The organism is Pseudomonas sichuanensis (assembly GCF_003231305.1).
Classification (GTDB): Bacteria; Pseudomonadota; Gammaproteobacteria; order Pseudomonadales; family Pseudomonadaceae; genus Aquipseudomonas; species Aquipseudomonas sichuanensis.
This window is the reverse complement of record NZ_QKVM01000045.1, coordinates 26,718-48,383: the sequence shown is the minus strand read 5'-3', so window position 1 is coordinate 48,383 and position 21,666 is coordinate 26,718. Positions and strand designations below refer to the sequence as shown.

The 21,666-nt window shown below is 63.1% G+C and carries 32 protein-coding genes; 26 read left to right on the top strand and 6 right to left on the bottom strand.

Features of this window, described 5'->3' with window-relative positions; genetic code table 11:
* Positions 1-86 precede the first annotated feature (86 nt).
* The 6 genes from DM373_RS21075 to DM373_RS21055 form a co-directional block, all read right to left on the bottom strand.
* Complete coding sequence (locus DM373_RS21075) at positions 87-437, bottom strand: hypothetical protein (RefSeq protein WP_110995410.1); 351 nt, start codon at positions 435-437, stop codon at positions 87-89.
* A complete protein-coding gene (locus tag DM373_RS28975; RefSeq protein WP_167409853.1) occupies positions 434-583 on the bottom strand; it encodes a hypothetical protein in 150 nt (49 codons plus the stop codon). Before DM373_RS28975 ends, DM373_RS21075 begins: the two co-directional genes overlap by 4 nt.
* Positions 580-783: a hypothetical protein gene (locus DM373_RS21070; protein ID WP_110995409.1), complete on the bottom strand. Its 204-nt coding sequence runs from the start codon at positions 781-783 to the stop codon at positions 580-582. Before DM373_RS21070 ends, DM373_RS28975 begins: the two co-directional genes overlap by 4 nt.
* A complete protein-coding gene (locus DM373_RS21065) occupies positions 780-1,196 on the bottom strand; it encodes a hypothetical protein (protein WP_110995408.1) in 417 nt (138 codons plus the stop codon). The genes DM373_RS21070 and DM373_RS21065 overlap by 4 nt, the downstream gene beginning before the upstream one ends.
* 622 nt (positions 1,197-1,818) lie before the next feature.
* Positions 1,819-2,166, bottom strand: coding sequence for a Rap1a/Tai family immunity protein (locus DM373_RS21060; RefSeq protein WP_110995407.1), 348 nt, complete (start codon positions 2,164-2,166; stop codon positions 1,819-1,821).
* A gap of 1 nt (position 2,167) precedes the next feature.
* Positions 2,168-2,800 carry a LexA family protein gene (locus tag DM373_RS21055; RefSeq protein ID WP_110995406.1) on the bottom strand — a complete coding sequence of 211 codons (633 nt, stop codon included), beginning with the start codon at positions 2,798-2,800 and terminating at the stop codon, positions 2,168-2,170.
* Between the two features lie 116 nt (positions 2,801-2,916).
* Between DM373_RS21055 and DM373_RS21050 the strand changes: the two genes are divergently transcribed.
* The 26 genes from DM373_RS21050 to DM373_RS20925 all read left to right on the top strand — a co-directional run bounded on the left by DM373_RS21050 (position 2,917) and on the right by DM373_RS20925 (position 21,615).
* Complete coding sequence (locus tag DM373_RS21050; RefSeq protein ID WP_110995405.1) at positions 2,917-3,156, top strand: helix-turn-helix domain-containing protein; 240 nt, start codon at positions 2,917-2,919, stop codon at positions 3,154-3,156.
* A gap of 2 nt (positions 3,157-3,158) precedes the next feature.
* Positions 3,159-3,467 carry a CII family transcriptional regulator gene (locus DM373_RS21045; RefSeq protein WP_110995404.1) on the top strand — a complete coding sequence of 103 codons (309 nt, stop codon included), beginning with the start codon at positions 3,159-3,161 and terminating at the stop codon, positions 3,465-3,467.
* A 4-nt stretch (positions 3,468-3,471) separates the two neighbouring features.
* Positions 3,472-4,401, top strand: a complete 930-nt coding sequence (locus DM373_RS28815) for a DnaT-like ssDNA-binding domain-containing protein (RefSeq protein WP_167409852.1) — start codon at positions 3,472-3,474, stop codon at positions 4,399-4,401.
* Complete coding sequence (locus DM373_RS21040) at positions 4,349-4,915, top strand: hypothetical protein (RefSeq protein WP_110995425.1); 567 nt, start codon at positions 4,349-4,351, stop codon at positions 4,913-4,915. The genes DM373_RS28815 and DM373_RS21040 overlap by 53 nt, the downstream gene beginning before the upstream one ends.
* On the top strand, positions 4,908-5,135 hold the full coding sequence (locus DM373_RS21035; RefSeq protein WP_110995403.1) for a hypothetical protein: 228 nt from the start codon (positions 4,908-4,910) through the stop codon (positions 5,133-5,135). Before DM373_RS21040 ends, DM373_RS21035 begins: the two co-directional genes overlap by 8 nt.
* On the top strand, positions 5,128-5,571 hold the full coding sequence (locus DM373_RS21030) for a RusA family crossover junction endodeoxyribonuclease (RefSeq protein WP_110995402.1): 444 nt from the start codon (positions 5,128-5,130) through the stop codon (positions 5,569-5,571). Before DM373_RS21035 ends, DM373_RS21030 begins: the two co-directional genes overlap by 8 nt.
* Before the next feature lie 462 nt (positions 5,572-6,033).
* Complete coding sequence (locus tag DM373_RS21020) at positions 6,034-6,294, top strand: hypothetical protein (RefSeq protein ID WP_110995400.1); 261 nt, start codon at positions 6,034-6,036, stop codon at positions 6,292-6,294.
* Positions 6,287-6,622, top strand: a complete 336-nt coding sequence (locus tag DM373_RS21015) for a hypothetical protein (protein ID WP_157966867.1) — start codon at positions 6,287-6,289, stop codon at positions 6,620-6,622. The genes DM373_RS21020 and DM373_RS21015 overlap by 8 nt, the downstream gene beginning before the upstream one ends.
* Positions 6,623-6,753: 131 nt before the next feature.
* Positions 6,754-7,002, top strand: coding sequence for a holin (locus DM373_RS21010; protein WP_110995398.1), 249 nt, complete (start codon positions 6,754-6,756; stop codon positions 7,000-7,002).
* Positions 6,999-7,469, top strand: a complete 471-nt coding sequence (locus tag DM373_RS21005; protein WP_110995397.1) for a lysozyme — start codon at positions 6,999-7,001, stop codon at positions 7,467-7,469. Before DM373_RS21010 ends, DM373_RS21005 begins: the two co-directional genes overlap by 4 nt.
* The gene (locus DM373_RS21000; protein WP_110995396.1) at positions 7,466-7,918 is read left to right on the top strand and encodes a lysis system i-spanin subunit Rz; all 453 of its coding nucleotides are present in this window, start codon (positions 7,466-7,468) and stop codon (positions 7,916-7,918) included. Before DM373_RS21005 ends, DM373_RS21000 begins: the two co-directional genes overlap by 4 nt.
* A gap of 69 nt (positions 7,919-7,987) precedes the next feature.
* Positions 7,988-8,404 (top strand): hypothetical protein, encoded by a 417-nt coding sequence (locus DM373_RS20995; RefSeq protein WP_157966866.1) that lies wholly within the window; start codon positions 7,988-7,990, stop codon positions 8,402-8,404.
* A gap of 3 nt (positions 8,405-8,407) precedes the next feature.
* A complete protein-coding gene (locus tag DM373_RS20990) occupies positions 8,408-8,623 on the top strand; it encodes a hypothetical protein (protein ID WP_110995394.1) in 216 nt (71 codons plus the stop codon).
* On the top strand, positions 8,620-10,233 hold the full coding sequence (locus DM373_RS20985; RefSeq protein WP_110995393.1) for a portal protein: 1,614 nt from the start codon (positions 8,620-8,622) through the stop codon (positions 10,231-10,233). The genes DM373_RS20990 and DM373_RS20985 overlap by 4 nt, the downstream gene beginning before the upstream one ends.
* A complete protein-coding gene (locus tag DM373_RS20980) occupies positions 10,230-10,478 on the top strand; it encodes a Bbp19 family protein (protein ID WP_110995392.1) in 249 nt (82 codons plus the stop codon). The genes DM373_RS20985 and DM373_RS20980 overlap by 4 nt, the downstream gene beginning before the upstream one ends.
* Positions 10,475-11,323, top strand: coding sequence for a hypothetical protein (locus DM373_RS20975; RefSeq protein WP_110995391.1), 849 nt, complete (start codon positions 10,475-10,477; stop codon positions 11,321-11,323). The genes DM373_RS20980 and DM373_RS20975 overlap by 4 nt, the downstream gene beginning before the upstream one ends.
* A 203-nt stretch (positions 11,324-11,526) precedes the next feature.
* A complete protein-coding gene (locus DM373_RS20970; RefSeq protein WP_167409851.1) occupies positions 11,527-12,393 on the top strand; it encodes a phage capsid protein in 867 nt (288 codons plus the stop codon).
* A 45-nt stretch (positions 12,394-12,438) separates the two neighbouring features.
* A complete protein-coding gene (locus tag DM373_RS20965; protein WP_110995389.1) occupies positions 12,439-12,903 on the top strand; it encodes a hypothetical protein in 465 nt (154 codons plus the stop codon).
* Positions 12,904-12,975: 72 nt separating this feature from the next.
* Entirely contained in the window at positions 12,976-13,572 is a 597-nt protein-coding gene (locus DM373_RS20960; protein ID WP_244215107.1) for a phage connector family protein, read from the top strand.
* Positions 13,572-15,755 carry a phage tail protein gene (locus DM373_RS20955; RefSeq protein WP_110995388.1) on the top strand — a complete coding sequence of 728 codons (2,184 nt, stop codon included), beginning with the start codon at positions 13,572-13,574 and terminating at the stop codon, positions 15,753-15,755. Before DM373_RS20960 ends, DM373_RS20955 begins: the two co-directional genes overlap by 1 nt.
* Before the next feature lie 9 nt (positions 15,756-15,764).
* Positions 15,765-16,214, top strand: a complete 450-nt coding sequence (locus DM373_RS20950) for a GNAT family N-acetyltransferase (RefSeq protein WP_110995387.1) — start codon at positions 15,765-15,767, stop codon at positions 16,212-16,214.
* Positions 16,211-16,672: a GNAT family N-acetyltransferase gene (locus DM373_RS20945; RefSeq protein ID WP_110995386.1), complete on the top strand. Its 462-nt coding sequence runs from the start codon at positions 16,211-16,213 to the stop codon at positions 16,670-16,672. The genes DM373_RS20950 and DM373_RS20945 overlap by 4 nt, the downstream gene beginning before the upstream one ends.
* Positions 16,669-17,106, top strand: coding sequence for a hypothetical protein (locus DM373_RS20940; protein ID WP_208642814.1), 438 nt, complete (start codon positions 16,669-16,671; stop codon positions 17,104-17,106). Before DM373_RS20945 ends, DM373_RS20940 begins: the two co-directional genes overlap by 4 nt.
* A 2-nt stretch (positions 17,107-17,108) precedes the next feature.
* Entirely contained in the window at positions 17,109-17,621 is a 513-nt protein-coding gene (locus DM373_RS20935) for a hypothetical protein (protein WP_110995385.1), read from the top strand.
* Entirely contained in the window at positions 17,621-19,639 is a 2,019-nt protein-coding gene (locus DM373_RS20930; protein ID WP_110995384.1) for a hypothetical protein, read from the top strand. The genes DM373_RS20935 and DM373_RS20930 overlap by 1 nt, the downstream gene beginning before the upstream one ends.
* Positions 19,636-21,615, top strand: a complete 1,980-nt coding sequence (locus DM373_RS20925; RefSeq protein WP_110995383.1) for a hypothetical protein — start codon at positions 19,636-19,638, stop codon at positions 21,613-21,615. The genes DM373_RS20930 and DM373_RS20925 overlap by 4 nt, the downstream gene beginning before the upstream one ends.
* Positions 21,616-21,666: the final 51 nt, after the last annotated feature.

Here is a 21,666-nt window from a genome sequence, read left to right as displayed (position 1 = left end):
AACCAGCGTCAGCCAGCCGGCCCAGCCAAGGAGGGATTGAAGGGCGCCGCGCCAGATCAGGTGGCGGCGCCGGCGTTGGGAGGCGGTCATTCCATGGCCTTGCCGATCTCGGCGGCTGCCTGCGTGATGACGCGGCGGGTTTCGATATCGCCTAGACCTGCAACATGTACGTTGAACGGCTCAGCAGTGAATTCACGCTCTTGATACACCTGAACGGTGTCGCACTGAGGAATGAACTGGATACAGATGCCAAGCCTCATAGCCAGGCGAAGTGCATCGCCGTCGTCTTCCAGTGGATTCCAGATCCGGGTCACGTCGCATTGCATTTCCTCGCAGAAGCCAATCCAGTACTGCCAAGGCGCACCGGTGGTGTTCGCGAACAACTTGGGGTCATCCAAAGCCTTGGCGGCCAACTCAAGCAGCTGCTGGTCGTTCATGGAAACCTCACAACCACCATCTCGCCGCGAAAGCGGATCGTGGTGCCCAGTGGCAGATCGCGGAACAGAAAAAAGCCCTGGCGTTCCAGGGCTTCGGTGATCAGCTTGAAGTTGGGCGCAATCAGCGCCCGGCACTTGCTTGTCATGCTGCCTCCTTCCGGCGCTCAGCTATCCGCCGGATGCGCTCGCAGTAGTACTTGAACTCGTCGGAGTTGATGACGAGGATCGAGAAGTAGGCCACCACCAGGGTTTCGGCCTTGGCGTCCTCCACCGGGCCAGCGCCCGGCAGAAGCATCGTTTCGATGGCCGCGTTGATGGCGCTGATCGCAACGCTGTGCGGGCTCATGGCTGGTCGGCCTCGCGCTCGGCCTGGACACCTGGAAGCGCGAATGGGGCCAACAGGTCTTCGGCGATCTGCTCAAGCATCGCCCGTGGATCCGGGCACGCCATGATCTCGGTGGCAGCTGATGCAGAGTCAGACCTGCATTTGCGAAGGCCGGCAATGATCAAGCGGCCAAGCACCGACCGGCTGCAGTCATCACGCCCAAGCTCGCCCATGGCGTATTCATCAACCGCCTCGGCGAACGCGTCGTAGGTGATGCCGAAGGTCATGCCGCCGATCTGGAAGGTTGCATCGGTGCCTGCAATCAGCTGCTCGACGCGGTTTTCGATCCAGGTCCGTTGTGCCTCGGCCTGGCCGTCATCCGGCGCAGGCTCGGCGTTGTCGTACAGGTACTGTGCTGCGCGAAGTGCGCCCATGGCGGCCTCCGGGGTTGGTGTGAAGGGAAGGTGGTGCGGGATGCATCGGTGGTCACTCTCCGGGGCAAACCGGGTGTCGGGACGCCTCACCAAAGGGCGAGACGCTATCCACGCTCACAATTCCCCGCGATCAACTGGGGTTCAGAGTGACCACCGATGCAGCCTGCGGGGCAGGTGATCGGAGCGTTTTAACGTGCGCCACCACGGGCCTTTGGACTACCAAGTCCACATCACGGAATTGAACCGCACCACTTCCTACCAAGCCTCTGCCAACGAGCCGGAATCGAACCGGCACTTCCTTTTTGGCTTTCGCCGAATCTGGTCTTGCGGCCGGCGTTACACGCCACCTCCGGCTGGGCGATTACTTGGTTCGGGGGCCCTGAGAGCCCAACAGCCGACCACGCTCTGCATGCTGTCGGCTCTCGTTTATGCGGTGCTCGACGCTGCGCACCCGGGGTGAGGCATCCCCTGTACCGGTTAGGCCGGCTCGCTGCCATGAATCTGCGTTGTGCGCAGAACATGATTTGCATTATGCGCAGAATTTAATCTGCGTCAAGCGCAGAAAATTTCTTTCGGGCAAAAAAAAATCCCGCTCATGGCGGGACTCTTCGCATGTGATGCTTTAGGTCGGCGTGTCCTTGCACTTCGGATAACCCTTGCGTAGGGCTTCCAGCGTCAAAGCTGCTGCGTCTTCCCCCCAGCGCTCGGGATTATTTTTTAGGAACTTGGCCACGATCGCCGCGCTTTGGCCGTTGGTGGACGTCGGCGCGCAAAAAGCGATGCCGTTGGCGACGTTGGATATACCCGAAACGAAGCCAAGGAACATCCCACTTTCCCAGTTCGTAACATCTCTCTCGTAAGCTGGAACCCAGGAAATCAGGTCATTACCTGTAGCGGCGTGAACCACCCCGGTCAGGGCAGAGGATGCCCACGCGACTGCAACAGCTATCCGTTTCTTGTGCTTTCTCATGTCAGAGCCCTGTCATTTTGGTGTCGATAACGCGACCAATGAACCGGCAGTTACCGTCAATCTCAATGGTTCGGTAGCCAGTATTCAGCGGGCGTAGGTACTTGAGCCCGGCGTCTTCTACGTACTGCTTGAAGGTCTTCTCGCCGCTGTCGAGCATTTCGACCACGTAATATTTGCCGTTGATAACGTCTGAGTCAGGGCGGACCAGGATCAGTGACCCAGCCGGAAAGCTAGGATTGCCCAGGCAGGTCATAGAGTCTCCCTGAACCTTAAGCCAGAATCCGATATCGGTGGCGTTTTCAGGGGAGGGGAACCATTCATATTCAGCACCAAGATTGCTTGGCGACTCCGTCAAGTCTCCCGCTTGTACCCAGCTGATCAACGGATACTCCTTGTGTTTCCGCGTTGGCTGCAGCGTTGAACCGACGTTCGTTCCTTCCTCAACCAGGCCTTGAGCTGCCAGCTTGATGTCCAGTGCCTTCATGATCCTATCAAGCAGTTCATGGCTGGCGCCTTGCTTGCCACGCTCAAGGCGAGAAAGGTTGCCAGTGTCGGTATCGACCCGGTGCGCGAGTTCTTCCAGCGTCCAGCCCTTGGCCTTTCGCTGCTTTCTGATGACTTGTCCAATTTCCATCGGGTGATTTTCTTGTCCTGCTGCGCAGTGCGCAAAGCGCTGTACGCAGATTTTTGTTGCATGAAATCTGCGCTGTGCGCAGAATTGATCTGAAACCACCCCAAGAAGGCATCCCCATGTCCCCGTTGAAACGAGCACGACTGTCCCGCAAGTGGACGCTGGCCGATGTAACGGCCCGCCTGGCGGCTCTGGGCGACCGCATCGACTCGGGAAACCTATCCCGTGTTGAGCGTGGTGCGCAGCGAGCCTCCACCGGCCTGGCTGAAAAGCTGGTTCAGGTTTTCGAAGGTGAGCTGACCGAAATCCACATCCTGTACCCCGAGCGATTCGCCGGGGCCGATGACGTGGCGGCCTGATCATGTCGACGACGCAATTAAGCCAGGACCAGCTTGTAAGGTCCCGCAAGAACATGGCCGTTCTCATGCAGCGGCTTGCGTCCGTTGGCAACGGGCCGGTTGCGCATGCAGTCGGTTGCGACGAGGCGACCATCAGCCGCATGAAGCCGGAGAAGTTCCAACAGTTCGCCGAGATCCTGGCGGTGCTCGATCTGAAGATCGTCCCGATGGAGATGCGGTGCTTCAACCAGCGCGACATTGAGGCAATCCTCCACCAGGCCAAGCGCTGGATGGAGCATGTGCAGCACGTCGATCAGCTGGACGAGGAGTAGGGACGTGCCGGCCTTCCAGATCAACGACGCGGAATACGCCGCCCTGGCTGATGAGCCGGCGGACGTGTTCAAGCTGTATTGCGTCATTCGCCGCTGGATGGACTACCGGACAGGCGTATCCGGCGCTGTGCGTCGCCTGAGCGAACAAATGTTCCGCGAAGAGCTGTATATTGCTCCAACTCGCGGGCGGCATGAGTCTGGATCCCCTACCAGGCAGAAGGTTCGCTCCCTCGTTGATCGCCTGATCAGCATCGGTGTCATCACCCCCATTGGACCCTTGGTTTTCCAGCTGCCGAGCGCGGACTGGGATGGTTCGTCCAATCGATCAGCAACCGATGAACAACCAGATCAGCAACCAGATCAGCAACCAAGGCCGAATTCCGCGCACGCCAATAAAATCAAGGCTTGCAGTGAAAACGACGGTGGATCAGCAACCAGATCAGAAACAGTCGATTCGCTGATCAACAACCTACCTCCGTTATCCGTTAAAAGCCCTACTACTCTCACCGCGCGCGGCTACTTCGCCATGCACGATGACTGGAACCCAGAGCCCAAGACCTGGAACGCCACTGCGCTGCGCAACGCCATCCCCAAAGCCGTTCCCGCAGACACTCTCAACGAATTCCGCTCGTACTGGATCGCACGCCCCGAGAAGGAGCAGTCGCAGGCCCAGTGGGAGCACCAGCTCGCTCAATCCCTGAAACACCACATACGCCAGGCCCAGGCCGGGGGGTACACCCATGGATCAGCAAATACCAGCGCAGGTCCGCGACCTGCTCGCCAGCGTTCAATGTCAGCCGTCGACAAGGTCCACGCCGCAATTGCCGAGCGAAAAGCCCGAGAAGCTGCCGCAGGATCACCTGGACAAGCTCTGGGTGAAGATGACGGAGCTCTACGGCCACCGCTGGACGTCGAGTTTCGGCGTATCAGCTGACCCAGAACACTCCTGGGCGACCGTGCTTGCAGGGCTGACCAAGCGTCAGCTGGCGAACGGCCTGAACAACCTGGTGGCCCGTGGTGCTGAGTTCGACTGGCCACCGCCAGCACACGTCTTCCGCACGCTGTGTCTGCACGTCGAAGGACTACCCCCAGTCGACCGCGCCTGGCACGAAGCCCTGCTGGGCAAGTACAGCCACGACGCAGTGCGCATCGCCGCCGAGGCCACCGGCACGTTCGACCTGCGCGAAGCCAAGTCCACGGACAAGGCCCTGTACCAGCGCTTCGAGCGCAACTACGCCATCGTCCAGCGCCGCGCCGAGAACGCCCAGCCGCTCGACGGGAAGATCGCCAAGGGCATCGAGCACGACAGCGGCATGAAGGCCCAGCTCGCTCGCTCCCACCAGGAAGCCCGCGACCTGATCGAGGCGCAGAACATCCCCACTGACGGCAAGGCAGCACGTGCGCTGCTGCTGGCCCGGCTCGGCATTCGGAGAGACAGCCATGCATGAGTACAAGCCACAGGTCCGCTACCCCCGCGGCGTCGATCCCAAAGTCCGGTACCAGAGTGGCCGCTGCGACGTCTGCGGCAAGTCCCGCTCCCATTTCAAGCACGAGAAGTGCGCCAAGGCCCGAAAGGCTGCCGGCTTCGTGTTCTTGCGCCAGAACGTCGAGCTGCAGCAGGCAGAAGACCAGGCACTGGGCAAGGCAGGGGAGGTGAGCAATGGTTGACCTGCAGCCAGTCCAGTTCGTCGTCCCAGGCGATCCAGTCGGCAAGGGCCGGCCACGCGTCAGCACCGTCGGCGGCCACGCGCGCATGTTCACGCCCAAGAAGACCGCCAGCTACGAGGGGTTGATCGCCATCGTCGGCACCGAGGCAATGGGCGGCCGCGTCCTGCTGGAATGCCCGGTCATGGTCGAGATGCGCATCGTGCTGCCGGTCCCGGCCTCCAAGACCAAGAAGTTCAAGGCCCAGGCCCTGGCCGGCGAGATCTTCCCAACCAAGAAACCCGACATGGACAACGTGATCAAGGCCATCTACGACGGCCTCAACGGCATCGTCTGGAAGGACGACGTCCAAGTTGTCGACGCAATCGTGCGCAAGCGCTACGGCGAAGTGCCGGGCGTGCACGTCCGCATCATCCCGCTGACCCAGGAGGCCGCATGAAGCCTGGATTTGAAAATCCAATCAATGGGACTGCGGCCAGAGTCATAGCCCGCGGCGAATCATTTGCGTACCGCCAGCTGGAGAGCGAGGTCTGCTCCAGCACACCACTGCCGCTCAAGCCGCTGCCAGACAACATGGAAGACCTGACCGGTACCAAGTTCGGCCGGCTTACCGTCGTCGGTCCAAGTGCTGGGAAGGGAGGGCGCTGGGTGTGTCGGTGCTCCTGTGGCAACTACGTGCACCGCCGCACTAAGGCCGTGGAGCAGGCGGCCCAAGACTCTGCCTGCCCTCAGTGCTACCTGCTGGCAGTGTCCAAGCGTGCCGATTTCATTCGGCGCACTGGCAAAGAGCGACACACCAGGGAGTTCATGCAATGAAAAACAGTCTGTTCTTCGCTGTTTCAGCCATCGGCACCCTGGTGCTGTTGGCAGCCAACCACCTGATCCGCACCGGAGGTTTGCCATGGTGAGCAAGCCGGTGTGGTTCTGCAAAGAGTTCGGCACCGATGGGCATGTCGTTGTCGCCGTCGATCTGGATATGCCCGACACCGCCACGGTTGGCATGCGCCGAGTCATCCACCCAATCCACGTCGACAACGACCACGGCTTGCTGGCGCGAACCGTCGCGGAAATGAGCGATGTGATGGGGAGATTGACCGCGCCAGAACACCCTGCATCGCGCGCGTGCGCGTTTGGCCCAGGCGATGAAGCCCGTGGTGCCTAACCAGCTGTCCCTGTTCGCCGAGCCGCCCCGGGTTTCCGTGGCGGTTCGTGCGTTCGTGCCCGTCGTGCCACCGCCAGCCCGCCCAGGGCCAAAGCGCATCGACTGGTTCCGCGTTATCACCACCGTGCTGCGCTCGGGCGAGTATTCGATCCAGGGCGCAGCGGATGAGATCGGCGTGGCCCGCACCACGCTGATCGGCTGGAAGCAGGGCGCCGAGCCTCGGTACAGCGAGGGCGAGCGCCTGGTGCTGCTGTGGTGCAAGATCACCGGCGAGGGCCGGGACAAGCTGCCGATGTGCGCGGCTTGGGACTATCACTTCAAGCCTTGACGCCGAAATAGTCAGGAACCCGACACCCCCGAGCGCCGACCCTGAGCGCCATCGATGCCCCGCCACCGTGCGGGGTTTTCTTTGTCACCAGCCTGGAGGCGCCCATGAAGGCCCCAGTGAGGAGCGGAAGTATGGCGAGCAGTCCAGAAGGGATCGTGGAAGCGGTGGGCGTGTCGGTGGCCACCAAGGGCATGTGGACGGGGGCGGGGGCGGGCTTCCTCGGGTTCCTGGCGCAGGCCAACTGGATCGGCATCATCGGCGTGGTGCTCGCGCTGCTGGGCTTCCTGGTCAACACCTGGTTCCAGATCCGCAAGGATCGGCGCGAGTCGAGGGAGAGTGAAGCGCGCATCCAGGCGCTCAAGGACCAGTGCCAACGATGAGCCCGATCAAGCAGCGCGTCCTGGGCTACGCGGCGGCCGGCAGCCTGGCCATGGCCACAGCCCTTGTCTCTCACTTCGAGGGGCGCTCCCTGGTGGCCTACATCGACCCGGTGGGCATCCCAACCATCTGCTACGGCAGTACGGCCGGCGTGAAGCTGGGCCAGACCAAGACCCCGGACGAGTGCAGCAGACTGCTGGCCGGTGAGCTGGGCCAGGCCTGCACCTCGGTCGATAAGCTGGCTCTTGCAGCCATGCCGCCCGCCCGCCGCGCCGCGCTGTGCTCGTTCGTGTACAACGTCGGCCCCACGGCATTCGCCACCAGCACGCTGCTGCGCAAGCTGAACGCTGGCGATGCTCGTGGGGCCTGTGCCCAGCTCGACCGCTGGGTGTATGCCGGCGGCCAGAAGCTCGGCGGCCTGGTCAAGCGTCGTCAGGCCGAAAGGGAGCTGTGCGAGGTCGGGTTGTGACCAAGTACCTCTTGGCGGCCATCGCTGCGCTTGCTGTCGTCGCGCTGGGAGCGTTTTGGGCGCTCGACCATACCAAGGATGCGCTTCGGTCGAAAACGCTCAGAATCGAAGAATTGGAGTCTTCCGAGCGAAGCAGGAAAACCACTATCAAACTGCTGGGCCAGCTCGACACCCAGCACACCCAGGAGAGAGAGCGTGCGAACCAGACCAATGCCGACATTCGTGCTGCTGTCGCTGCTGGCCAGCGCCGGTTGTCAGTCCCAGCCAAGTGCCCCGTCGTGCGAGCCGCCAGCACCACCGCCAGCCTGGACCATGCAGAAGCGCGAGCCGAACTTGACCCAGCGGCTGCTGAACGAATTGTCCGAGTCGCCAACGACGGTGACGACGCCATCCGCGCCTTGAGCGCGCTCCAAGACTACGTCCGCACCGCCTGCGCCGCGCCGAAATAGTCGGGATTCCGACGCCTTCCCCACATGATGCTGGGGCCTCCCGATACCCAATCGACCGAGGCCCAGCACATGCCAGCCCCCGACAACCTCCAGGTGCAGACCCCTGGGCAGCCGACCATCGAACCAGCCGCGCAGCAGATCACCACCGACACCAAGGCCGAGCCCGAGTACGTCGGCAAGCACAACGGCGGTGGTCGCTATCGGATCTTCTACACGCCGGTCGGCGCCGAGCATGGCGACTGGTTCAGCGACTTCGTGGCCGCTGGCGATGGCGCCAAGGAAGCCGCCCAGGCCGAGGCCGACCGCCTGAACACCGGTGGCGCGCCATTCGTGAAGCCTGCCGATCCAGCACCTGCCGCACCAGCACCAGCATCAGCTGTTGCCGAGGTAGCCAAGCCCGCCGCGCAGCAGCTGCAAGCCCGCCAGCAAGCGGTGCTCACCGAGCACGGCTGGCTCTGCCCAGAACTGCCAGCGCGCAAGGAGTGACCCATGGGAAGCAAGAAAAGACCAAAAGAGCCTGAGGTCGTCTATGTGCCGCCAACGCAGCCAGAAGACAACGCGCAGAAGGCCGCTGATGAAGCGGCCAAGAAGGCCAACGAAGAAACCGCGATCCGCAAGAAGCGCAAGGCCGAAAGCAGCCTGCTGTCTGCCGGCGGCGCCGCGGGCACCGTCATCGAGCAAGGCAAAAGGACTCTCGGGGCATGAACGCTGACCAGATCTGCAAGACCTTGGGCGTGCTCAAGTCGCTGCGTAGCCCGCATGAGCAGGTCTGGCGCGACTGCTTCGACCACACATACCCGATGCGCGGCAACGGGTTCTACTGCGAGATGATGACCGCCCAGGAAGCGCTGAACCGCAGGGCGCGCATCTTCGACGGCACCACCACTGACTCGGCGCGCATCCTGGCTTCATCGATCCAGTCCGGGCTGACCCCGGCCAACAGCCTGTGGTTCGGCCTGGACGTGGGCCAGGAGAGCGAAGACGAGCGCCGCTGGCTCGATGATGGCGCCCAGATCATCTGGGAGAACATCCATGCCTCGAACTTCGACGCCGCGGCGTTCGAGGGCCTGCTCGACGAAGTGTGCGCCGGCTGGTTCGCGCTGCACATCGACAGCGACCGGGAGCGGGGCGGCTTCGTCTTCGACCTCTGGCCGCTTTCGGGCGTGTACTGCTCGGCATCCAAGCCGGGCGGCAAGATCGACACGGTGTATCGCTCGTACAAGCTGACTGCCGAGCAGGCCATCAACGAGTTCGGCGAGGACAACGTCAGCGAGAACACCCGCAAGCTGGCCAAGGATAAGCCGCAGGAGCTGGTTGAGTTCGTGCATGCCATCTACCCGCGCAGCACGCACATGGTCGGCGCCCGCCTGGCGAAGAACATGCCGGTCGCCAGCTGCAAGGTGGAGGTTTCCGCCAAGAAGCTGGTTAGCGAGTCGGGCTATCACGAGATGCCCGTGGTGGTCCCGCGCTGGATGATGATCCCCGACAGCGTGTACGCCACCGGCCCGGTGATGGACGCGCTGCCAGATGCCCGCACGCTCAACGAGATGGTGCGCATGGACCTGGCTGCCGGAGACCTGGCCATCGCGGGTATGTGGATCGCCGAAGACGACGGCGTGCTCAACCCCAAGACCGTCAAGGTGGGCCCGCGCAAGATCATCGTGGCCAACTCCGTCGACAGCATGAAGCCGTTGCAGACCGGTTCGAACTTCAACTACTCCGACAGCCGCATCACGCGGTTGCAGGCCGCAGTCAGGAAAACCCTGATGGCAGACCAGCTCCAGGCGCAGGACGGCCCGGCCATGACCGCGACCGAGGTGCACGTCCGGGTGAACCTGATCCGCCAGCTGCTGGGCCCGGTGTACGGCCGACTCCAGACCGAGTACCTGCAACCCATGATCGAGCGCTGCTTCGGCATCGCATTCCGCGCCGGCATCCTCGGCGAAGCCCCGGAATCCCTGGGTGGCCGCAACTTCACCGTGCGTTACCTGAGCCCGCTGGCCCGGGCGCAGAAGCTCGAAGAGGTCACGGCCATTGACCAGTACGTCGCCGGCTGTGCTCAGGCAGCGCAGGCCCAGGCAGCAGCAGGCCAGGCCCCCGATGCAATGGACAACGTCGACCTTGACGCCGCCGCCCGCTTCCGTGGCGAGGCCCTGGGCGTCCCGTCCTCCGTCATCCGCAGTGAGACCGACCGAGATGCCATGCGCGAACAGCGAGCCCAGGCACAACAGCAGGCCGCCGAGCAGCAGCAGGCCATGGCAATGCAGCAGATGGCCGGTCAGGCGGCCCTCAAACAACAAGGCACGGCAGCATGACCCAGTACACCTCAGAGCAGATGGACGACATGTTCAAGCGCGTGTTCGAGCAACACGCCGAGGGCCGGATCGTCCTTGACGCCCTGATCAGCCGTTTCGCTCGCAACGCCGTCACCGTGGGCGGCATCGATGCCGTACTCAAGACCTACATGCAGGCCGGCAACCGTGAGGTGCTGGACCACATCCTGCTGCGCATCAACCGCGCCAATGGCGTGCAGGACCAACCCGACGAGGAATCGCAATGAACTGGTTCATCCACGGCCGTCTCGGCCATTTCCTGCAACAAGAGGCGGGCGAGGGTGGCGACCCTGGCGCCGGTGCCAATCAACAAGCTGCAGCCCAATCAGCTGGCTCTGTGCTCAACGGCGGCGCCACCACCGACTGGATGCCCGAGAAGTACCGCACCAACAAAGAGGACGGCAGCCTTGATCTTGAAGCATCGTCGCGGAAGGTTGCCGAGGCCTACAAGCACCTGGAAACCCGCATGGGCTCTGGCGATGCGCCGCCCAAGAGCGCCGACGAGTACGCCGTCAAGCTGGAAGGTGTCGAGGGCTTCAACTGGGACGAGTTCAAGGCCGACGAGAGCAGCCAGGCTTTCTTGAAGGGCGCCCACGCCAAGGGCATGACCAATGCCCAGGTCGAGTACGTGCTCGGCGAATACATGAAGGTTGCTCCCGGCCTGGTCGAGGGCGGCGTGCAGCTCAACCAGCAGGACTGCACCGCAGCGCTCAAGGGCGTGTGGACTGACGATCAGGCGATGCAGGCCGGGGTGCGCTCGTCCTACCGCGCTGCCGAGGCCTTTGCCAGCCCAGAGGGCCAGCCGGGCAACTTCCAGGCGCTGATGGCCAAGTACGGCAACGACCCTGACTTCATCGCCTTCACCGCCAACATCGGCAAGGAGCTGCAAGAAGACACGCTCATCACTGCTGGCGTGGTCAACGAGCAAGACTTCGCGGTCAAGACTGCCGACCTGCGGCAGCAGCTGCAGGACCTGCCGGCGCACGATCCGAAGCGAGTCGGCATTCAGCAGCAACTCGATCAGCTCTACAACGCCAGATTCAACAAGCAGCCTTCCCGCCTCGGCGCGTAAGCGCTCCCGCCAAATAGTCGGGAAACCGACACCCAGCAACTCCGACCATCACAGGCATCCCGGTAGCAATACCGGGCCGGCCTGCGGTGGCGCGCAGATACCCGGCCAGCCCCAGGCGCAGCAATGCCGATGCACGCCAGGAACCCCGGCCCGCACAGCGGATACCCGGAAGGCACACCCGAATCCGCATTGGAGTGCATCGTATGTCCCAGTTCATCACCGAAGCGTTCGTGCAGCAGTTCGCTGACAACTTCAAGCACGTCGCGCAACAGAAAATGTCCCGCTTCGAAGGAGCGGTGACCATCGAGCCCAACATCGTGGGCATGTCGAAGTCCGTGAACCGCCTTGGCCAGCGCACCGCGCAGCGCCGCACTCAGCGCCACGGCGATACCCCGATCAACGACCAGCCGCACTCGACCCGGTTCGTGGACCTCTACGACTGGGAAGACGGCGACATGGTCGACGACCAGGACAAGATCCGCATGCTGGTCGACCCGACCTCGGACTACGTCCAGGCCATGGTTGCTGGCATGAACCGCGCCAAGGACGACGTGATCATCTCGGCCTTTGGTGGGCCGGCCCGTTCCAGCGCAACTGGCAGCGTGATTCTGCCGGCTTCGCAGAAGATCGCAGTGGGCGGTACTGGTCTCACCAAGGCCAAGATCATTCAGGCCAAGAAGATCTTCCGCCAGAACGAGGCCGACGAGGAAAACGGCGAAGAGCTCTACATGGGCTACCACGCCAACGCCCTGGTCGACATTCTGGCCGACACCCAGCTCACCAGCGCCGACTTCATGGCCATCAAGATGCTGCAGGAGGGTAGCCTCAAGGGCACCTGGCTGGGCTTCCGCTGGATCCCGTCCGAGCGTTTCGTGAAGGTCGGGAACACTCGCTTCGTGTACGCCTGGGCCAAGTCCGGTGTGACGCTGGGCAAGGGCAAGGAGATCACCACCCGCGTTGGCGAGGATCCGGGCAAAGGCTTCAACGTCCGGATCTACGCCAAGCAGAGTCTGGGTGCCGTGCGCGTGGAAGAAGAGAAGGTCGTCGAGATCGCCGCGAACGACCCGTAAGGGGCTTCGCTGTTCTCGCCCTCAACCCCATTCAGGAGTAACACTATGGCAAACGGCAACGGCTCTCTGGCAGCGGCCCGCGTGGCATTCCCGCAGACCCTGACCAAACCCAACCTCCAGGGCGGCGACGTCCAGATCTTCATCAGCACCTACACCGTCCCGGCGTCCGGCGGCCCCGGCATCGGCGAGTACATCTCGTGGGGCTTCCTGCCCTTCAACGCTCGCCTGATGCCAACCACCAAGCTGTATTTCGCTGCCGGCGCGGCATCTTCCACCCTCAACCTGGGCGACCCAGTGACCCCGGCGCGTTACCTGGCAGCCACTGCCGTGACCACCGCCGGTAGCGCAGTGGCCGAAGCGCAGTACGCCAACGGCGCGCTGTTCGACGTGCTGGTCACCAAACCAGGCGATGCCACCGACACCAGCGAACTTCGCTCTGTGGTCGCCGGTGCCGCACTGCAAGCCGGGCAGGTAATCACCCTGGTTGCGCAGTACGCCCAGCAGAACTGATCGGGCTGCCATGGATGGCGTTTTCTTTGCCGGGGCCTAGTGCCCCGGTTTCTTTATGTGGAGGGCCTCGGCATGGCGATGGTTACCGGTGTCTCGATTTGCTCCAATGCGCTGCTGATGCTTGGCTCTCAGCCGATCAACGACTTTGCAGACCAGAACAACCTTGATCGCGCAAGGCTTTGCGCGAACCTCTACCCCTACCAGCGCGACAGCGTGCTGCGGGCCCACCCCTGGAACTGCTGCATCACCCGTGTCCAGCTTGCGCCCATTGCTGACGCACCTGCGTTCGAGTGGGCCTACGCCTTCGAGCTGCCGGCCGACTGCCTGAGAGTTCTGGAGGTTGGCTATGGCGGGTGCCAGATCGACTACCTGGTCGAGAAGCGCAGCATCCTAACGAATGACCCGGCGGTTGACCTGCGCTACGTCTTCCGCAACGAGGTAGAAAGCACCTGGGATTCGCACCTTGTCGACTTGATGACCACCGCCATGGCCGCGGTGCTCGCGTATCCGGTCACCCAGTCCACTTCCGAGCGCGATAGCCGACGTGCTGAACTGGTCCAGGCCACCCGCCAGGCCAAGGCCGTAGATGGCCAGGAAGATCCGCCACAGACCCTGGGCAATGAGCACCTGCTTGGGGCTCGGTTCGCCAATGGCTGGAGTACTCGCTGATGGCGCGCCTCACGCTGAACCAGACCAACTTCACCGCCGGGGAGATCTCCCCGCGCATGTACGGCCGCGTCGATATCGCCCGGTACCAGAATGGCGCCATGGCAGTTGAGAACGCCTGGCCAGTTGTGCATGGCGGCGCAATGCGGCGGTACGGCACGCTGTACTGCGCAGCAGCCAAGTACCCCAACAAGCTGTCGATCGTCATTCCCTACGTCTTCAACACCCAGCAGGCGTACATCGTCGAGTTCGGCGACTTGTACGTGCGGTTCTTCTTCCCCAACGGCAGCCAGATCGAGTCCTCCCCGGGCGTGCCGCTGGAGTTGGTCAGCCCATACACGGAAGCCATGCTGCGTGAGCTGGAGTACGTGCAGGGTGCCGACACCATGTTCATCTTCCATCCCTCGGTGCCCATTCACCGGCTACGGCGAGTGACCAATACCGCGTGGACCCTTGCCCCGGCGCCATTCGTTACGACGCCGTTTTCAGAGTCTGGAATCAAGTTCACTACGTCGGCGACGCTTTCCGATGCATCCGTTGGCATCGGGCGCACATTCACTTCATCAGCATCAGCATTCCTCGCGGCCGACGTCGGGCGGCAGATCACCGCAGGTGGCGGTATCGCCGAAATCACATCGGTAACCAGTGCGACAGTGGCAACGGTAACCGTGCTTGTTGCATTCGCTTCAACGTCAATAACCGCCTGGGACATGACGCTTTCTCCGCAAACTGTCTGCACCCCATCAGCAAAGGATCCCGTCGGGTCTGCGATAACGCTCTCACTGAGCGTGGCCGGGTGGAGGCCTAGCGACGTCGGCAAGTTCGTCAAAATCAATGAGGGGCTTGTAAAGATCAGCAGCTACACAAACGCGACAGCGGTAGGGGCGATCATCAAGGTGGCTCTCACGTCGACGGTGGGTTCGTCTGCCGGCGCCTGGTCTCTTGAGTCCTCGGTGTGGGATGCAGTCAATGGCTATCCCGCTACCGGCACGCTGTACGAGCAGCGCCTTGCATGCGGTGGATCGACGAACTACCCGCAAACCGTGTGGATGAGCCGAACCGGCGAATACCTGAACTTCGAGAGCGGCACGAAAGACGACGACGCCATGTCGTTCACCATTGCCAGCGACCAGATCAACCCGATTTCCCACATGAGCCAGGTCCGCGCTTTGATCGCGCTTACCTACGGCGGTGAGTTCACGCTGATCGGCGGTGTCGAGAAGCCCATCACGCCGACCAACGTCCAGGTCAAGAACCAGTCGGCCTACGGCTGCAACAAGGTGCGCCCTGTGCGGATCGGCAACGAGCTGTACTTCGTGCAGCGCTCGAACCGCAAGCTGCGGGCCATGGCCTACAAGTACGACTCCGATGCCTTCGGCTCTCCCGATATGTCCGTGCTGTCCGAGCATGCAACCGAGTCCGGCATCGTCTCGATGACGTACCAGCAGGAGCCCGAATCGATCCTGTTCATGGTCCGGAATGACGGCGTGATGGCGACGATGACCGTGGACCGCGACCAGGACGTTGTTGGCTGGGCCAGGCAGATCACCGACGGTTCCTATGAGTCCGTGGCCTCGATCCCGACCGCCGATGGAGATCAGGTGTTCGCCGTTGTGCGCCGTGTGGTGAATGGCGCGACGGTTCGCTACATCGAACGTTTCGTTGACGGTTGCCACGTAGATGCCGGCGTGTCTGCCAGCAACCCAGCAGGCCAGACGGTTTGGGGTGGCCTGTCCCACCTGGAAGGCAAGATCGTGGACGTGGTGGCAGATGGCGTGCCCATGCCGCAGATGGCTGTTACTGCTGGGCAGATCACCTTGCCGCGCAGTGCAAAGACCCTGCAGGCCGGCCTGCACTACACAACCCGGGTGAAGACGCTCACGCCAGAGGTCCAGGGGCAGGGCGGAAGCGCCCAGGGCAACAGCATGCGGGTTGGGGAGATAACGCTGCGCTTCCTGAACACCACGGGATGCCGTGTAACCGGGCAAGGCGGACTCAACCAGGTCGTCACGTTCCGAAATTTTGGGTCCGAGGTGCTCGATCAGCCTCCACCGTCGTTCACCGGGATCAAGCGCCTGGAAAGTCTTGGCTGGGATCGGGGAGAGGCCTCAATCGAGATTACCCAGGAACTGCCGCTTCCCTTCCACCTGCTGTGCGTCATCAAGAAGATGACCATCAACGATTGAGGCGCCGACATGATCAGGCCTGCAACTCATGAAGACATTCCGCGCCTCGTAGAGCTGGGCGCGGTCATGCATTCGACCACCTGCTACAGCCACCAGGTGTACTCGCCCGAGAAGGTACATGCCTTCCTGGGCGATCTCATTTCCGGCGCAGGGGTGATATTTGCCGCGGAAGTCGGCGGCCAGGTGGTCGGGGCCATCTGCGGAGCCCTCACCGAGCAGTGGTTCAACGGCGACCTGATCGCCTTCGAGCACTGCGTATTTGTTGAGCCCTCGAAGCGCCAAGGCCTTATCGCAATGCGGATGATTCTGGCCTTCCAGGAGTGGGCACGCATCAAGGGGGCCAAGGAGGTTTACATGGGCGTGACCACTGGCCCTGGCTCGTCGCGGACTGCCCGCCTATACAGCCGCATGGGTTTCAAGTTCAACGGGCCACTGATGCACCTGGAGATTCCCCAATGAGCAACACAACCGTTATTCGTCGCTGCACTGTCGCCGAGATCGAGCAGGCCGGGGCGCTACCTGAGCTGCTGGCGGCATATGGCGATGAATCGCGCATCCCTGAATTCGGTGAGGTGGAGGCGAACTTCGGCGCCTACCGCGCAATGGAGGCCTCGGGCGCACTGCACGTGGTCGGCGTGTTCGCGCCCGGGCTTGTTGGCCTGGCCTCGATGCTGGTCTACGGCCTGCCGCACTATGCAGGCCGCCGCATCTGCACGATGGAGTCGTTCTTTGTTGATCCCGCCCACCGCGCTGGCGGCACCGGGCTCAAGCTGCTGCGCGCCGCAGAGCGCTGTGCCGCCGACCTGGGCGCTACGGCCATGATGGTCAGCGCCCCAGCTGGCGGCCGCCTGGCCGAAGTCCTTCCGCGCAGCGGGTACCGCGAGACCAACCGCGTATTCCTGAGGGCCCTGGTATGAACCTGCTCCCAGTAATGAGCAGCGATGAAGTCGCCAAGGTCAGGGCGCTGGAATCCCACCTGGCGCAGTTGCCGCAGGTAGAGATCAAGACGCAGCACCACTTCCATGCCGGCGTCTACGCCAGAACGATCCGCATCCCTGCGGGTGTCATGCTGACCGGCGCTCTGATCAAGATCCCGACGCTGCTGGTGCTGTCTGGCCACGCCACCGTGTTCATTGGTGGAAAGTCGGTTGAGCTGCATGGCTATCACGTCATCCCAGGCCAGTCCGGCCGCAAGCAGGCATTCTTGGCCCATGCGGACACCGACCTGACCATGACATTTGCCACCAGCGCCAAAACGGTCGAGCAGGCCGAGATCGAATTCACCGACGAAACCGAACTGCTCATGTCCCGTCATCAGGCCGATGACGCCATCGTGATCACAGGGGAATAACCATGTCCGGAGCAACCACAGCCACCTACGTTGCCGCTGCGGCCGTTGCTGCGTCGGCCGCATATTCTGCTTACTCCTCGATACAGCAGGGCAAGCAGGCCGAAATGAACGCCGACGCGCAGGCAGAGCAGGCCAGGATTGATGCCGACACTGCTGTATCGGCCGCCAACGTCGAGGCCTCGAAGATCCGCAAGATGGCTCGCACGCAGGTCAGCGAGGCGCGGGCATCCCTGGCCGGATCTGGTGTGATGGTCGACGAGGGCACGCCGCTCAACATCAACGAGGAGATCACCAAGAACGCCGAGGAAGACGCGGTGATGACCATCCTCAATGCCGAGAGCGATCGCGACCGAGGCCTCGCGAATTCCCGAAACATCAAGCGCGGAGGTGAGCAGGCCAGGGCGGCAGCGAATTCTCAGGCAGCTGGCTCTGTGCTCTCGGCTGGTGCCCAGCTGGGCATGGCCTGGAAGTCCTCGGCGAATGGAACGGCCAGCAAGCCGGGAGGTAAGGCGTAATGGCACAAATCCCAATCGGCCCACGCCAAGGGCGCGTGCTGCCCAAGGCGCAGCAAGGCCAGGTCATCACCTACGACAACAGTGGCGAGGCCCAGGCTGCCCGGCAGATCGCCGGCACAGTGCAGCAGACTGCGCTCGGCATCCTTGATCAGCAGCGCCAAGAGGACAAGGCCCTGGCCCGGGTGAAGGCCAGCAATGCGCTGTTCGAGCGCGAAACGCAGATCGGTGCAATCAATGCCGACCTGGCCGAACAGGTGCGCCTGGGCACGCTTGGCCACGACAAACTGGAAGAGGCCTACAACGGCGCTGTGGCCAAGCTCGAACCGCTCAAGATGGACGGTTTGAGCGAGGCTGAGCAAGAAGGCATGGGCCTTGCCCAGCAGCGCCTGCAACTCGCCGGCCAGGAGGGGGTTCGTAAGCTGGCAATCGGCGCTCGTACCGATGCCGCCAAGGGCGACCTGGCCACCCGGTTGGATCTACTTGGTAAAGAATCCGCAATGCCTGGCGCTGACATTGGCAAGCTCAACGCCCGACTGGATAGCCATGACGTGGATACCGCTGGGCGCTTGGCTTACGGCGAGTTGTGGGCGGCGCGAAAGCAGCAGGCCAAGGACGACAACTGGGCAACCCAGGCTACGCAGCGGGTTGTCACTGCCGGGAACAATCTCGGAGAGCTCAAAAAGCTGCAGTACGATCTCACCGACGAGAAGGGCTTCTACGCCGGGAAGCTCGACCCTGAGAAGCGTAACCAACAGTTGAACACTGTTACCGGGCGGATCTTCCAGGTACAGGAACACCAGCAGCGCCAGGCAGAAATGCGCGAGATGAAGGCAATGCGCGTTCTCGACCAGATGGACAGGCAGGCTGCCACCGGCATCCCGCCCAGCGTAACCGAGCAGCAGCGCTGGCAGACTGCCCTGTCTGGCACGTCATTCGCTGGCGAGTACAACACCCGCGTCAAGCAGATGAACGAGGTACAGCAGGTGCTGCGCCTGCCGCTGGCAGACCAACAGGCCTATATCCAGCAGAAGCGGCAGCAGGTCGCGGCCAGTGGTGCATCGGTCGACCAGATCAACAACCTTGAGCGCCTGGATCGCGCTGTCACTTCGAATATGGAGCAGATGCGGGACCAACCACTGGTGTGGAACGCCACCCGCACTGGCAGCCAGGTTGAGCCGTTGGACTTCAGCGGTATCGCCACACCCGAGGGGCAGATGACCCTAGTTGGTCAGCTGGGTGGGCGCTTCGACACCCTGAACGCCATGCGCCGGCAGGTGGGCATCGAAGTCAGCCGGAACCCGTTCCTGCCTCAAGAGGCCACCATGCTCAAGGCTGCGCTCGAACAGTTCGACGACGGCACCAAGCTACAGATCCTCGGCGCCATCGCGGGGGCTGCCCCGAGCGGTAACGACCTGTCGGGCACGCTCAAGACGTTGGCCGCTGACAAGCCGCCCCTGATGATGGCCGGCCTGGCCCAGGCGCAGCAGCTCAAGGACGCTGACGGCACGGAGGTGGCGCCAACGATCCTGCGCGGGGCGAAGGTGCTAGCCGACAAGTCCAGCATCATGCCGAACGATGCGCAGATGGGACGGGCGTTTGATGAACTGGTGGGGCAGGCCATCCCCGCCGGCACTCAGGAGCGAGAGCGAGCGTTCGGTGTGTTCAAGTCCATCTACGCTGGCCTAGCTGGTCCTGCTGGGAAAGCGCACCAGAAGAGCGAAGAAGCCCTGGACGAGACATTGGCGAGCAAGGCTATCAACATGGCAACCGGCGGCATCACCAGTTACGCCGGCTCCAAGGTCGTGAAGCCCTACGGCTGGAGCAACAGCAGGTTCAGCGATGCTGTGGACAGCCAGCTGCAAGGCTTCGCTGAAAGCACCAAGATCCCGCTGGGATCGCTCGAGCGCCTGCCGCTTTCCCCGGTGCCAGGCCGCGACGGCTCGTACTACATGATGAACGCGGGCCGCCCCCAGGTTGATCCGCAGACCGGCAACCCTATCGTGGTGAAACTCCAATGACCTGGCTCAATGGCGCTGTAGACGAGTCCGACATCCTCAATCGGCAGCAGGCGCTGGAGTTCACCAGCGAGATGCCGCAGCCTGGTTTCTGGCAGGGCAGCCTCGACGTAATTGGCCCAGGCCTCAAGCGGGGCGGTATCGAGGCGGCTAACACGGTGGCATCCGGGCTTGTCGAGCTGGCAGGTACCGAGGTGGTCAGCACGCTGGCTACAGGCCTGGGTGCCGGGTACACGCCGGGCTTTGATGCTGATCGCCATGCCGCTGCTGCTGCCCATGGCGCCGAGGAGCTGACCGCAGAGATCGGCCGCGACACGGCCGAGTCGGTCAAGGACCTGCGCCCTGATCCGACCGAGGTAGGCATGGCTGGCCAGATCATCGGGGAACTGTCCGCGATCCTGCCGCGAACCATTGCCGGTGCGGTCACTGGCGGCTTGCCTGGCGCTGCTGCTGCAGCCGGTGCACCTGCTGGCTATTCCAAGACGCAGATGGCCATGGCCGAAGGCATCGATCCAGGCACTGCTAGGCTGCTGGGTGCAGCAGAGGGTGTGACCACCGGCGTAGGTGCTGCTCTCCCTGCCGCTCGCTTCGTTGGGCCGGTGCTGGGCGATGCGGCTATTGCCGTGGGCGCGAACGTCGGCCTGGGTATCGCGCACCGTGGCGCTTCGGCCGAGATCCTGCGCGCCAATGGTTACGAGGCCCAGGCCGCCCAGTACGAAATGCTTAACAAGACTGCGCTGGCCACTGACCTTGTGATGGGGCTGGCATTCTTTGGCGTTGGCCGGGCCACGTACCGACGCCCCACGCCTGACCAGATCGACGCCGCACTCACCGACCGCAATGCCCAGCACGCCGATTTCGACACGGCGCCGGGCCTGGCGGTGGACGCGAGTGCAACAGTAGCCCACCAGGATGCTTTGGCGGCGGCCGTCGCATCGATCAACCGCGGCGAGCCGGTGGTACTGCCGGACAGCATCCACAGCGCTGAATTCATTCGTGGGAGCGAGGCCCCGGCACCCAAGGCGCCTAGCCGCGAAGAGGCGCTGGCCACTGCCAGGCAGGAACTGGAACCAACCGTTCGTGCCGAACTTGAAGGGGAGACCGTTGGCTTGCTGCCCAACGTTGCCGACGTCCGTACCGAGCTGGCAGGGGTTCAGCGATCCCTGGACGACCTGGACGGCACGTTCCGTGAGCGCGCCAAGCAGGCTCAGGTCGATGGAATGAGCCGCAAGCAGGCCGAGGCCGCCGCCCGCCAGGAGATCGCGCAGGAACGCCAGCAGCTGACTGAGCGTGTTACTGCGCTTGAGAACTCCCTGCAAGGCAACCGCACCGGCGAATTGGCGCGGGGCGAGCTGGCCGCGATTGCACGCGGCGAAACCTCGGGGCGCCTGCAACAACGTATCGAGGCCCGTGCCGACGAGATCATGCGCGGCTTCGAGCGATCGCCATTGGCTGCTGGCGTTGCTCGTGCTCGAGAACGCCTAACCCCCCGCCAGATGAACGAACGCGCTGCACGCGAGGAAATCGACACCCTGGTGCGCGAGCATGAAGCGAGCCTTCCCCGCGATCCCGCTCCCACAGCGAGAAGCCAAGAACCACAGGCCGCGCCGGCGCCCAGATCTACCCAGGAAGGAAGCCCCGCTCCCACAGCGAGAAGCCAAGAACCACAGGCCGCGCCGGCGCCCAGATCTACCCAGGAAGGAAGCCCCGCTCCCACGGCCAGGCCGGCGGAGGGCAGCCCCGCGGCCCGCGAAGGTGGCGAGGCCAGGCCAGAAGGTGAGCCGCCAGAGCTTCAGGTTCTGCGCGATGCAGTAGCCCGCAACCCGGAAGCGGTGGTGAATACCGGCTACGACGCCGACGGCAAGCCGACAACGGCGCGGGCGGATGAAGTGCTGGCCGAGATAGAAGCCGAACACCAGGCCGGAACCCGTGAGGCCAAGTCCTACCTGGCTGCAATCACCTGCATGCTGAGGTTCTAAATAGTCGGGAAACCGTCTATCTCCAAGCCATAGGCTTGCCTCCATCCCCAA

Bases quoted from the DNA above. Each gene is read 5' to 3' on its own strand.
- DM373_RS21020 (WP_110995400.1), top strand. From the start codon at position 6,034: ATGGTGAGCAAGCCGGTGTGGTTCTGCAAAGAGTTCGGCACCGATGGG.
- DM373_RS20980 (WP_110995392.1), top strand. From the start codon at position 10,230: ATGACCCAGTACACCTCAGAGCAGATGGACGACATGTTCAAGCGCGTG.
- DM373_RS20995 (WP_157966866.1), top strand. From the start codon at position 7,988: ATGCCAGCCCCCGACAACCTCCAGGTGCAGACCCCTGGGCAGCCGACC.
- DM373_RS21045 (WP_110995404.1), top strand. From the start codon at position 3,159: ATGTCGACGACGCAATTAAGCCAGGACCAGCTTGTAAGGTCCCGCAAG.
- DM373_RS20985 (WP_110995393.1), top strand. From the start codon at position 8,620: ATGAACGCTGACCAGATCTGCAAGACCTTGGGCGTGCTCAAGTCGCTG.
- DM373_RS21005 (WP_110995397.1), top strand. From the start codon at position 6,999: ATGAGCCCGATCAAGCAGCGCGTCCTGGGCTACGCGGCGGCCGGCAGC.
- DM373_RS28975 (WP_167409853.1), bottom strand. From the start codon at position 583: ATGACAAGCAAGTGCCGGGCGCTGATTGCGCCCAACTTCAAGCTGATC.
- DM373_RS20990 (WP_110995394.1), top strand. From the start codon at position 8,408: ATGGGAAGCAAGAAAAGACCAAAAGAGCCTGAGGTCGTCTATGTGCCG.
- DM373_RS20965 (WP_110995389.1), top strand. From the start codon at position 12,439: ATGGCAAACGGCAACGGCTCTCTGGCAGCGGCCCGCGTGGCATTCCCG.
- DM373_RS20970 (WP_167409851.1), top strand. From the start codon at position 11,527: ATGTCCCAGTTCATCACCGAAGCGTTCGTGCAGCAGTTCGCTGACAAC.
- DM373_RS20975 (WP_110995391.1), top strand. From the start codon at position 10,475: ATGAACTGGTTCATCCACGGCCGTCTCGGCCATTTCCTGCAACAAGAG.
- DM373_RS21010 (WP_110995398.1), top strand. From the start codon at position 6,754: ATGGCGAGCAGTCCAGAAGGGATCGTGGAAGCGGTGGGCGTGTCGGTG.
- DM373_RS20935 (WP_110995385.1), top strand. From the start codon at position 17,109: ATGTCCGGAGCAACCACAGCCACCTACGTTGCCGCTGCGGCCGTTGCT.
- DM373_RS21050 (WP_110995405.1), top strand. From the start codon at position 2,917: ATGTCCCCGTTGAAACGAGCACGACTGTCCCGCAAGTGGACGCTGGCC.
- DM373_RS21070 (WP_110995409.1), bottom strand. From the start codon at position 783: ATGAGCCCGCACAGCGTTGCGATCAGCGCCATCAACGCGGCCATCGAA.
- DM373_RS21060 (WP_110995407.1), bottom strand. From the start codon at position 2,166: ATGAGAAAGCACAAGAAACGGATAGCTGTTGCAGTCGCGTGGGCATCC.
- DM373_RS21065 (WP_110995408.1), bottom strand. From the start codon at position 1,196: ATGGGCGCACTTCGCGCAGCACAGTACCTGTACGACAACGCCGAGCCT.
- DM373_RS21035 (WP_110995403.1), top strand. From the start codon at position 4,908: ATGCATGAGTACAAGCCACAGGTCCGCTACCCCCGCGGCGTCGATCCC.
- DM373_RS21055 (WP_110995406.1), bottom strand. From the start codon at position 2,800: ATGGAAATTGGACAAGTCATCAGAAAGCAGCGAAAGGCCAAGGGCTGG.
- DM373_RS20950 (WP_110995387.1), top strand. From the start codon at position 15,765: ATGATCAGGCCTGCAACTCATGAAGACATTCCGCGCCTCGTAGAGCTG.
- DM373_RS20940 (WP_208642814.1), top strand. From the start codon at position 16,669: ATGAACCTGCTCCCAGTAATGAGCAGCGATGAAGTCGCCAAGGTCAGG.
- DM373_RS21030 (WP_110995402.1), top strand. From the start codon at position 5,128: ATGGTTGACCTGCAGCCAGTCCAGTTCGTCGTCCCAGGCGATCCAGTC.
- DM373_RS20945 (WP_110995386.1), top strand. From the start codon at position 16,211: ATGAGCAACACAACCGTTATTCGTCGCTGCACTGTCGCCGAGATCGAG.
- DM373_RS20960 (WP_244215107.1), top strand. From the start codon at position 12,976: ATGGCGATGGTTACCGGTGTCTCGATTTGCTCCAATGCGCTGCTGATG.
- DM373_RS21040 (WP_110995425.1), top strand. From the start codon at position 4,349: ATGACGGAGCTCTACGGCCACCGCTGGACGTCGAGTTTCGGCGTATCA.
- DM373_RS20925 (WP_110995383.1), top strand. From the start codon at position 19,636: ATGACCTGGCTCAATGGCGCTGTAGACGAGTCCGACATCCTCAATCGG.
- DM373_RS20955 (WP_110995388.1), top strand. From the start codon at position 13,572: ATGGCGCGCCTCACGCTGAACCAGACCAACTTCACCGCCGGGGAGATC.
- DM373_RS21075 (WP_110995410.1), bottom strand. From the start codon at position 437: ATGAACGACCAGCAGCTGCTTGAGTTGGCCGCCAAGGCTTTGGATGAC.
- DM373_RS20930 (WP_110995384.1), top strand. From the start codon at position 17,621: ATGGCACAAATCCCAATCGGCCCACGCCAAGGGCGCGTGCTGCCCAAG.